This window comes from Allobosea sp. 05T422_2 (genome assembly GCF_056396265.1).
This window is the reverse complement of record NZ_JBFTLD010000262.1, coordinates 1-9,472: the sequence shown is the minus strand read 5'-3', so window position 1 is coordinate 9,472 and position 9,472 is coordinate 1. Positions and strand designations below refer to the sequence as shown.

General features: G+C 58.4%; 11 protein-coding genes. 6 read left to right on the top strand and 5 right to left on the bottom strand.

What is annotated here, in order from left to right; translation table 11 throughout:
* The first annotated feature begins 157 nt into the window (after positions 1-157).
* Positions 158-1,081, top strand: a complete 924-nt coding sequence (locus AC1DJT_RS30025) for a thermonuclease family protein (protein WP_476835481.1) — start codon at positions 158-160, stop codon at positions 1,079-1,081.
* 701 nt (positions 1,082-1,782) lie between these two features.
* Here the strand turns inward: AC1DJT_RS30025 and AC1DJT_RS30020 are convergent.
* A complete protein-coding gene (locus AC1DJT_RS30020) occupies positions 1,783-2,520 on the bottom strand; it encodes a hypothetical protein (protein ID WP_476767906.1) in 738 nt (245 codons plus the stop codon).
* A 404-nt stretch (positions 2,521-2,924) separates the two neighbouring features.
* Here AC1DJT_RS30020 and AC1DJT_RS30015 point away from each other — a divergent pair, with 404 nt between their 5' ends.
* From AC1DJT_RS30015 to AC1DJT_RS30000, 4 genes are all read left to right on the top strand, one after another.
* A complete protein-coding gene (locus AC1DJT_RS30015) occupies positions 2,925-3,341 on the top strand; it encodes a LexA family protein (protein ID WP_476767907.1) in 417 nt (138 codons plus the stop codon).
* The gene (locus AC1DJT_RS30010) at positions 3,338-4,618 is read left to right on the top strand and encodes a Y-family DNA polymerase (protein ID WP_476835480.1); all 1,281 of its coding nucleotides are present in this window, start codon (positions 3,338-3,340) and stop codon (positions 4,616-4,618) included. Before AC1DJT_RS30015 ends, AC1DJT_RS30010 begins: the two co-directional genes overlap by 4 nt.
* On the top strand, positions 4,618-4,911 hold the full coding sequence (locus AC1DJT_RS30005; RefSeq protein WP_476835479.1) for a hypothetical protein: 294 nt from the start codon (positions 4,618-4,620) through the stop codon (positions 4,909-4,911). The genes AC1DJT_RS30010 and AC1DJT_RS30005 overlap by 1 nt, the downstream gene beginning before the upstream one ends.
* Before the next feature lie 371 nt (positions 4,912-5,282).
* Positions 5,283-5,531: an RNA-binding protein gene (locus AC1DJT_RS30000; RefSeq protein ID WP_476835478.1), complete on the top strand. Its 249-nt coding sequence runs from the start codon at positions 5,283-5,285 to the stop codon at positions 5,529-5,531.
* On the opposite strand, the gene AC1DJT_RS29995 is transcribed toward AC1DJT_RS30000, so the two are convergent.
* The 4 genes from AC1DJT_RS29995 to AC1DJT_RS29980 are packed head-to-tail and all read right to left on the bottom strand — an operon-like array spanning position 5,528 to position 7,508.
* Positions 5,528-5,662 carry a hypothetical protein gene (locus AC1DJT_RS29995; protein ID WP_476767911.1) on the bottom strand — a complete coding sequence of 45 codons (135 nt, stop codon included), beginning with the start codon at positions 5,660-5,662 and terminating at the stop codon, positions 5,528-5,530. The two genes, AC1DJT_RS30000 and AC1DJT_RS29995, sit on opposite strands and share 4 nt — an antisense overlap.
* The gene (locus tag AC1DJT_RS29990) at positions 5,659-6,465 is read right to left on the bottom strand and encodes a metallophosphoesterase (RefSeq protein WP_476767912.1); all 807 of its coding nucleotides are present in this window, start codon (positions 6,463-6,465) and stop codon (positions 5,659-5,661) included. Before AC1DJT_RS29990 ends, AC1DJT_RS29995 begins: the two co-directional genes overlap by 4 nt.
* Entirely contained in the window at positions 6,450-7,097 is a 648-nt protein-coding gene (locus AC1DJT_RS29985; RefSeq protein WP_476835477.1) for an HAD family hydrolase, read from the bottom strand. Before AC1DJT_RS29985 ends, AC1DJT_RS29990 begins: the two co-directional genes overlap by 16 nt.
* Before the next feature lie 9 nt (positions 7,098-7,106).
* The gene (locus AC1DJT_RS29980) at positions 7,107-7,508 is read right to left on the bottom strand and encodes a hypothetical protein (RefSeq protein ID WP_476835476.1); all 402 of its coding nucleotides are present in this window, start codon (positions 7,506-7,508) and stop codon (positions 7,107-7,109) included.
* A 748-nt stretch (positions 7,509-8,256) separates the two neighbouring features.
* Here AC1DJT_RS29980 and AC1DJT_RS29975 point away from each other — a divergent pair.
* Positions 8,257-8,499, top strand: coding sequence for a helix-turn-helix domain-containing protein (locus AC1DJT_RS29975; RefSeq protein WP_441493771.1), 243 nt, complete (start codon positions 8,257-8,259; stop codon positions 8,497-8,499).
* The last annotated feature ends 973 nt before the right edge of the window (positions 8,500-9,472 follow it).

Genomic DNA, 9,472 nt, shown 5'->3' with positions numbered 1-9,472 from the left:
GAAAATAACAAGTGGCGAATGCCGCGGCAACCTATTTCAGCGTGGAGGGCGCCAGCAATTGTCGGGGTCGGCATGGCCGCGCGCTCTGCCCATATGACCCCAGCCACGTAATGAACGGGCGCGTGAAAATGTCCGGTTCCGCACCGGAAGAGGCCAAATGAAGCCGTTACTCAAGCTTGCATTCTTCGGCACTGTGGCACTTGCCGCCGCTTCCGGTATCACCATCGCAAAGCGCGACAATCTGGCGAAGGACAACGCGCAAACGTCGGTTCTCGACAAGACCTCCCCGGCCAAGACGGACGTCGCAGTGAAGGGCATCGTCGGCACCTGCGGCCCGGTCGCGCCGCGTCTGCTCGCAGAGATCGGAGAATTCGATAACGCGGTGCAGCAGATGAAAGCGTTGATCCGCGAGACCAACGCGATCGCGGAAATCCTTGAGCGCAACGGCGATGCCAGCGAGCGGATCGTTGATACCGAGCCGTTGGTCAAGCCGATGCGCGCCCTGTTTCGCGAAACCCGCAACAATCTGGCGGCTACGCTTGAACTGGCGATGCCCTACTGCCCCAATTTCGCGAAGTTCACTCGGCAAGCGGTGGCGACTGCGTTTCAAGATGGTAATGCCCATTTMGACCGAGCCTATGGCCGGATCGGCGCCATCGCCAGGCGCGCCAAACCGGCAGCAGCTAGTCCGGTCACGACCGCGCGCTCTACCTTTCCCAATGGCCGCACCCTCGTCGGTTTCGTCGATCATGTTCGTGACGGTGATACTATTGTCGTGAACGGCCACCCCCTGCGTTTGAACGGCATTGATGCGCCAGAACTCGGTTCCGCCGAAGGGCGGCGAGCCCGGGCCGCCATCATTGGCATTATAGGGGGGCAACAACTCAGCTGTCGGCTCGACGGTACGCGAACGCATGACCGCGTCGTCGGGGTCTGCACAACGCCCGACGGAAGGGACATTGGCGCGGAACTGGTGAAGTCCCGGTTTGCGCTGGATTGCAGACGCTATTCAGGCGGACGTTATGCTACTCTTGAGGMAAGCGGCGCCCGTCAGCGCCTACCCCAAGCCCGCTACTGCTAAAGCATTCAATCTCGCGATCTGCAATTGCAATGCTGAACGTTGGCTAGCTGTCGAAGCTATGAAGGTTGTTCATCCGGGCCGGTGCTGACAGACAGCTCGGGCTCCGGCCGCACATCGAATTTGATCAGGATCACGTTCTGATCGAGTTCGTGGCGCGGCTATTCGTCCGTAACTGCTCGCTGCAGACCGCGTGTAACCGACAAACAACCTAGGGCCGGCTCCACGTAGATCGAAGATTTCATTGGGAGATCAATCGCTTGCGCGATTTGCCTGGTGGAGCTGAGGGAGATCGAATGACGGAGGCTGGGCTCAGTTAGTCGAGTTGAGCTTAGGCGGTCTAACGATCGCAGCAGCCGGCTTCGGCTGTGCCTGACATCGACCACAATGAGCGAACGCTGCCGACATCTATCTCGCGTTGCCCTCCGGACCCTTCTCTGCGGCAGATGAATGGCCAGTTCTCTGCGATGCCCTAACTTCCGATCCTGGCGTGAAGTGGATACACCCCCCGCTCAACCATTCTCCGGGAAATATTCACTCCGTGTTAGACCCACGAGAAGTGGACACTTCGCCTTTAGCTGAGCCAGCCAGATAGCGGGCCTGCCCTCGCAGTTGCGGCGAGCATTTAAAGATGCCCGGCATCCACTTTCAAATTGCGCGAGAGGTTCACGAGCCGATATCGCAAGGCCGGCGCAACTACCTGTCTACCAGCGAGGCTCAGAATCGTAAGCCAGCTTCGCAAGTGCTTTGTTTGCCTCGCCTCTAGAACCATAAGTGCCGATGAGCTTGCCGGGGTCCTCAGCTGCTTGAATACGGAACAGGTCCCATCGCTTGTTTTTAGTCGGCGACAGTCGATAGGCTCGGCCGTTCTTGCGAGAAAACACGTCTTTTGAGGTGCCGACAGCTACCCACTTGCAATCAGCCCCAGCGATGAAGCGTTGCTGGAGCGCTTCCAGCTCCTCCTTTTGGCGCTGGCGCCAAGCCGCCACCGAAGCAAGACGGAGCCGCTCTGTTTCTGTTTCAACAAATTCTTGCAAGGCCCCGATGATCGCTGGCAGCTCGGTTCCAGCGGCTCGTTCGCGAGCGTAGAGCGCGAGACATTCTTCCCGCAGCGCCTCGTCAGGATACGAACTATATGGCTCCTCGTGGATCGCCCTAAGTCGCTGAGCAAGGTCGGTCGAGGTGAGCTTCGGCCCCGGCAGATCGTTCAGAAAACTGCGCAGGTCTTCCGAGGGTATCCAACACGGGGCAGCAGCCCGCAGAACGTCCTCGCGTTGCCCTTCCCATTTGCGCCAAACGGTTGGCTCCCGGTCAACAACCTTAACAATCTGCTCGGCAAGGCGATCAACTGAGCTTGGTTCGCGGAGATGACGAAGCGAAGGGCTTCGGACGTATTCGGCAACGAGCCTTCGCACGGCTTGCAAGCGTTCGTGACCAAACATGATCTGCGCATCCAAAAGCTTCAGTTGGCCTCAACGACTCCTACAACGACCGCGACGCAAAGGACTTCTGAGGGAAGTGCGAACTATAAGCCAAATTGGACGATTCGCATATTTCTGGTGCATTTTGATGCTCTGGCACGACTCTTTCAACCATGACACCAGAGGCGGGCGCCAGCAGTCTCAGCGTGGGTTAAAATGGGGGGCCGGCGGCTGAAAACAGGAATGCCCGCTTCCTGGCGAGACCCCAACGTCTGCTACTGGCGCACCGCTGACGGCTCTTCGTAGGACGAGCGCAGCGGTCGGGATGGGTGATGAGCGGCGGGCCACGAATTCCCCTTATTGACTCGAGTTGGGCTTCTGATGTTCTTGTTATGTTCCAACCATCGGAGCGCATCGCGATGCACATGTCCCCCGCCGACCTCGGACCGCCGATCTTTCTTCCGGTCTACCTGAAGGCCGTGCGCGCGGGTTTTCCTTCGCCGGCCGACGACTACCTCGACACACCGATCGACCTGTCGCGGGCGCTGATCAAAAACGCTCCCGCGACCTACATCATGACCGTCGCCGGCGACAGCGCGATCGACGTCGGAATTTTCGACGGCAGCTTGATCACGGTCGACCGCAGCCTGGTCCCGCGGGATGGCGATGCCGTCGTGGTCGACGTCAACGGCGAGCGCAGCGTCAAGGTTTTCAAGATCGCCGGCGGCCGTTCAAGTCTCGCGTTCGGCAACCGGCGCTACCCCGACTACGACCCCGGTCCAGACGCCGAAATCGATATCTTCGGCGTGGTCACCAACGCGGTGCGGCGCTTCCGGCGATGAAGCGCTCGTTCGCCCTGATCGACGGGAACAGCTTCTACTGCTCCTGCGAGCGCGTGTTCGACCCGAAATTGCGACGCCGACCGGTGATCGTGCTGTCGAACAATGACGGCTGCGCAGTCGCCAGGACGGCTGAGGCAAAGGCGCTCGGCATCAAGATAGGCGCGCCGATGTTCCAGATCCGCGACCTGTGCAAACGCGAGGGCGTCGTCGTCTTCTCGTCGAATTATTCGCTCTACGGCGACATGAGCCGCCGGATGAACACCGTCTATGAGCGGTTCTCCCCCGATATCGAGATCTACTCGATCGACGAGAGCTTCCTCGACCTGACCCCGGTGGCGCCTGAGCATCGTGAGGAACTGGGCCACGACCTGCGCTCCACGRTTTCGAAATGGACCGGTGTCCCCACCTGCGTCGGCATCGGCCCAACGAAAACACTGGCGAAGCTCGCAAACAAGATTGCGAAGACCACGCCTCAGCTCGGCGGCACCTGCGACCTGACGAGTGAGGAAGCGCGTCGGGAATGGCTGTCGCTGATGCCGCTGGAGGACGTCTGGGGTATCGGCCGTGCCAGCCAGACCAAGCTGGGCGCTTTCGGCTGCAAGACGGCAGCCGATGTCGCCGCCCTCGATCCCAAGCGTGCTCGCAAGTCGCTGACCGTCGTTGGCGAGCGGATTATCCAGGAACTGCGCGGCCAGCCCTGCCTCGATCTGGATAGCGTCGCCCCCACGCGAAAAGGCTGTGCCGTGACCAGGTCGTTTTCCGGCCGGGTCGAAAGCCTCGAGATGATGCAGGAGGCGATCGCCGCCCATGCCACCCGCCTGGGCGAGAAGCTCCGGCACCATGGATTGGCGACGGATCACGTCACTGTCTTCTTCCACACATCGCCGTTCGACAGCGGCCCTTCCCGCTCGGTTTCGACCACGGTCGACTTTCCCGAGGCGAGCAACGACACCCTCGTCCTCGTCCGCGCCGCCAAATGGGGAGCGCGGCGGATCTGGAAGCCGGGTTACCGCTACGCCAAGGCCGGCTTGATGACGGTCGACCTGGTGGCGCCCGAGATGTCGCAGCGAGCCCTGATCGGCGCCCTCGATCGCAAGAAGAGCGGCCGGCTCATGGAAGCGCTGGACGCGTGCAACAAGCAACACGGTCGTGGCGTTGTGTACCCTGCAGCGGCCGGCATCGCCCGCCAGCAGAAKGCGTGGGTCACGAAGTTCGAGATGCGTTCGCCGCGTTACACGACGCGGCTCGACGAGGTGCCGGTCGTAGGGAGGGCGTGATGCCAGGCTTCAGTCATCAGGTCGAAATGAAATTGGACCCCGTCGCTGCACCGGAACGCCTGCGCAGAATCGAGAGTTGGTGTGGCGACTGGCAAATCGGGTTCCGCGTTCTCGACCGTTTCCCCGGTTCAGAGACGGTCCGCATCGCATTCGAAGACCGGGGCTTGGCGCGCGCCTTCGTCGCACATTTCGGCGGGGTGCTCGTCGACGAGAATGAAATCGAAAATGCCATGGCGGGCGACGCCGCTGCCGAGGACGCTTATGATCGGCTCGCTCGCGAGTATCCGGATTGAGCGACCGGCGCGATCATCCGACAACACCGGACGGCAGATATTTCATGGTCGCTGGCRGGCTGTGGCGAGCAACAAATCCCGCCCTTCCGGCTGCGCGCCGTCACGAGCTTGTCACCGAGCTGATAGATGCTCGCCGTGCTGTGAAGGACGTCAAACGCGGAAGCGGCGAACCCCATGTCGCCCGCGCCGCCGTCGAAGCAGCCAAGGTTGCCCTTGGTGAGCGGGGCCCTGTCTGGTGGGACGACGGCGCTCCGGACTTCAATCGACACTTGACCAAGAATACGCCTTACGCGGCCTGGGCTTCGCGATTGAACAGATCCTGCAGAGAGGACTAATCTATACAACCTCATCCTGAGCGGCAGGAGGGCGACATGCAGAAATCCGGGATCGCCGCGACTACCCGTGACGGCATCGCGGGGACATTCTCGATCGACCTTCCCCTCGAACCGAGCACGCTGAACGAGCGCCTGTTCGACATCGGAATATGGCTGGGTGACCACGAGATTTCGCATAAAGCCCGCATATTGATGCAGCCTGAGCGCAGGTGCATGCGCGTGAGTTTCCTCGACGCAAAGGACGCAACGGCCTTCCGCGAGTACTTCGTCACGCGCTTCAACTAGAAACTTGCCGAGCCGATGAAATCCTGCTCCCCGAAGACCGCAATGAATGCTCGCGTGTGAAAAACCGCTTCGGCCTCGAGGTCGGAGGCGAGCATCGGCATCTCACAACGAACTTCATCGTAGCCGCTCATTTCCCCGCTCCATCGACGCAAATGACGCAGCGCGGATCGAACCCTCTGTTCTCGCGATCCCGGTGAAGGTTTGGGTAGCCAGCCTGATTTGCAAAAATGCGCGTCTTGCCGATCCGATAATCGTGCGATCCATGGTCATGGCCATGGATCCAAAGCTCAGGCTGAAACTGTTCGATCACAGGACTGAGGTCTGACACGAAGGCCGGCGACAGTGCGCTGCCCTGGTGCCTCGGCTGAACGGATTGCGGGTGTGGCGCATGGTGCGTCACCACGACGGTCGGCCCGTCATGCGAAGTTGCCAGTTCGCCGCGAATGAACGCGAGATCGAGCCGGTGCTCTGCCGCCGCGTGCCATGGCATGAAGCGACTGAAGTGTCCGCTCTCCTCGCGATACCGGATCAGGCGATGGTCATTCAGTTCCTGGCCAGCCGTGATCATAGAGGGTTTGGGAGTTCCGAGCAGTCGATAGTCGGTCCAAAGCGTGCAACCAATGAAACGGACGCCATTGATGGTGACCGCTCGTCGATGCAAAAAGTGAATGCCGGCGTCGTCGGAGACCCTTCCGGCCTCGGCCAGGTTCGACTTCATCTCGCTGCGGTAAAACTCGTGGTTTCCTGCGACGTAGACGACAGGGCGCCCCATTAGAGGACCGCCCTCCCTCTGGCCGGCCATCCACTCAATCGCATCGACAATAGGCTGACCAATATCGCCAGCAAAAACGGCCACTTCGAATTCTGGCATGGGCGTCGGGAACTCAAATGGCCCGAACTCCAGATGAAGGTCCGAGATCACGAGCAGACGCACTCGCGCACCCGCTCGAGCAACTGATGAATCTCAGGCGACCGCACTTCCTCAGCGGATATCCGGCGCTCTTCACGTCCGTTCACGGCTGCTTCGAACGCATCGATAGTCATGGCGTGCATGCCGACGGTCCTCGGCCCCAGGATATCTGCTTCTKGGGTGTCACCGATGAACAAGATCTGCTCGGCGCGAAGGCCGAGTTCCTCGCAGACGCAATGAAAGATTTCGGGCTGTGGCTTGATGAAGCCGACCTCAAACGAAAGGACGAGCGCGTCAGGAATGCCTGGGAGGATAGCTAGCAGCGGTTCAGCATAAGGCTGGGCCAGATTCGAGCAGACTCCGATGCGCAAGTCMGCCCGTCGGAGCGCTGCCCAAARCACCGCCATTCCGGGGCGCARCTGGATAGAAGCCCGCTCGGCATCAAGATCGAGTTCCAGTTCCCGCAAACGCGCCTCGCCGATGACGATGGCRAGTTCTTTGGCAACCTCTCTAAGGCTCAACGGGCGGGTYAGARCRTCGACMGCACGGTGATCCGTCCCCTTTTCGTTCATCAGCCTTCGGAATGGACGGCGTTTATCTACCATTTTCACAAGCGTCCCGAACGCGTCGAAACAGATTGCCCGGATTTCCGACATCAGGACCCGTCACTCCCACTTCAAGTCATCGTCGGTGTAGGGAGTGAAATCGCGATCGACGTCATTTGGACCAGGGCCGCCCTGAGTGAGGCCCATGAGATACCGACGGACGTTCATGATGTCCTCGACGCTGCCCTCCTTCATGAGGCTCAAGGGCGTCTGGCCTTGATACGGTTGTCCCGTGATTGAACCACGGAGCCAGAGTGGTTCGTCCTCGGAGGTGTAAAGATATCCTGCAGCCTCGGCCGCTCCGACGACGGCAGCAATGCGTTCCCCTGTATCGCTGCTCGTGACCAACGCCTCATTGGTCTGATTGATCGCGATCCAGCGTCTCAACTGCTCAACGGAACCGCACCGCAGAATCCGAACCTGATCATCCTCCGACAGTCGCCAACGATCGGCGACCCGCAAAAACTCTCCGAGGCTCGGAGGGCGTATGCGTCGCCACTCCTCAAGGTTGCATGGCGCGCGCATTATCGGCATTCATCTTCAGGTGGCGACAGGTTGGTACCATGGGTCATCTGGCTCCATCTCCGGATCTCGCGAACGCGGTCAAACGAGTGCTGTAGGCTCGTCGAGGTCGTCGAAAACCAATCGTGGTGTCCTTCCACACCCTGCTGTCGACCTGTCGAATGCCCTTCTMAAGTTTGCTAATTTGTTGTCGGAGGGCTGTTATTTGCCATTCTTCGACCGCTGACGCTGCGTTTCCATCTTGGTGAGAATATCGAGCCCAGTCCTCTCCAATCAATCGGAAGAGAAATGCGGGTATCGACGGCCAGCATGCAACAAGCGTCCTGGTGGCAGTCCTATGGGTTCGTGAATTGCCATGAATAATTTCGGGACTTAGGTCATGGAAATCGCACCAACATTGGAACGCCCGAAGCCATCTCTCGCGATCATCGCGCGGTCCGGCCGCGCTTATGAGCAATTCGAAGTTTGTTTCGGTCCGCTGTACGCGCTCTATCAGGAACTTAAATTTCAGACCGGGAAAGCCTCTGAGCGTGTTTGGTTGACCGTTCACAGTTGGTGGCCCTAATTTCCTGCCGTCCACGGCGGCTCTAGCTGGTCCTCACCGCTCAGAATAACTCACAATGTGCGGTAAAGCGCAACGCATTAAACCGCGTCGCGCTAAACGGCACGTCCGCCGTAACAGCACTATATGGATATTCGCTTGATCATAGCGGCCAACGCCCGAGCATTGCGGCTGTCAAAGGGCTTGACGCAAGCACAGGTTGCCGAACGGCTCGGCGTAGATCGAGCGCACGTTAGCGCCCTCGAAAAGGGCTTGCGTAATCCCACTGCAGTGAGCCTTTGGCAAATTGCGCAGGCCCTAGACGCGTCCGTCAGCGAACTCGTGACCGAGCACGCCAAGCCGGCGGAGACGCCTGAGCCAAGAACCTGAGCGAATTCGGTGGCCAACGTGGGCGCGCATTTTTCTCGATAATTTAGGACTCACAAGAGCGACGAGACCGCAGCGACGATCCTCACGTCCGCCGAGAAAATTAGCTTCCCGCACTGACAACGGCCTACGATTACAAGCACAGCCTTCGGGAAGCGTGTAGCCCGGTTGGCCGGATTCGATTGTCTCCCGGGACCGCTGACCACATCAGTACAGGCACATCATCTTGAACGACGGTGCGCTCGCGCCAGCGGACTGAGCGATCCGTTCGCTCATAAGAGGCCAACTGCACATCCGATACCTTAAACCTTAGGGCCGCCCCCCACGGCCTCCTCTCCCCGCCGCAATTTCGAACAAGCAATTCACCGCGTGGAATGCCGGTAGGGTTTCGGGGCATTTTCCAATCGCGTTTTCATTTTTTTGTCACATCGGCGATTTGTTCAGATCGATCGCAGCGGCCTTTGATTTGAGAATTGAAGCCTCATCGTGGTGACAGATTTCATTTTCAATATTCCCGCCGGGTCATTCGGCCGGGCGGTTTTCAAATGTGATTAAAAGCCTTGAGAGATTCTATTTCAAGGTCATGATATTGATTTATATCGCAACATTCGTAGAATAAATACCTATTAGTTTTTGATAATATGCGATTTTTGTCCCGCGCAGATATTCATATCTCCGAAAATTGACGGATATAAACGTCTTATTTTCAAAATCCCCAATTCAGTAAATCAGGACGAATAGTGAATTTGCGTATATCCATAACACATAAATATAATTTCTTTTACCGGCGCTTAATTAATTCAACATCATGCATAATACGCCATTATAACCACATACGCCGTGTATTTATCCTCAGGACGAATAGTGAATTTGCGTATATCCATAACACATAAATATAATTTCTTTTACCGGCGCTTAATTAATTCAACATCATGCATAATACGCCATTATAACCACATACGCCGTGTATTTATCC

Excerpts from the sequence above, each read along its gene's own strand:
- AC1DJT_RS29995 (WP_476767911.1), bottom strand. The coding sequence starts at position 5,662 with ATGAGCGGCTACGATGAAGTTCGTTGTGAGATGCCGATGCTCGCCTCC.
- AC1DJT_RS29975 (WP_441493771.1), top strand. The coding sequence starts at position 8,257 with ATGGATATTCGCTTGATCATAGCGGCCAACGCCCGAGCATTGCGGCTG.
- AC1DJT_RS30000 (WP_476835478.1), top strand. The coding sequence starts at position 5,283 with ATGCAGAAATCCGGGATCGCCGCGACTACCCGTGACGGCATCGCGGGG.
- AC1DJT_RS30015 (WP_476767907.1), top strand. The coding sequence starts at position 2,925 with ATGTCCCCCGCCGACCTCGGACCGCCGATCTTTCTTCCGGTCTACCTG.
- AC1DJT_RS30020 (WP_476767906.1), bottom strand. The coding sequence starts at position 2,520 with ATGTTTGGTCACGAACGCTTGCAAGCCGTGCGAAGGCTCGTTGCCGAA.
- AC1DJT_RS30005 (WP_476835479.1), top strand. The coding sequence starts at position 4,618 with ATGCCAGGCTTCAGTCATCAGGTCGAAATGAAATTGGACCCCGTCGCT.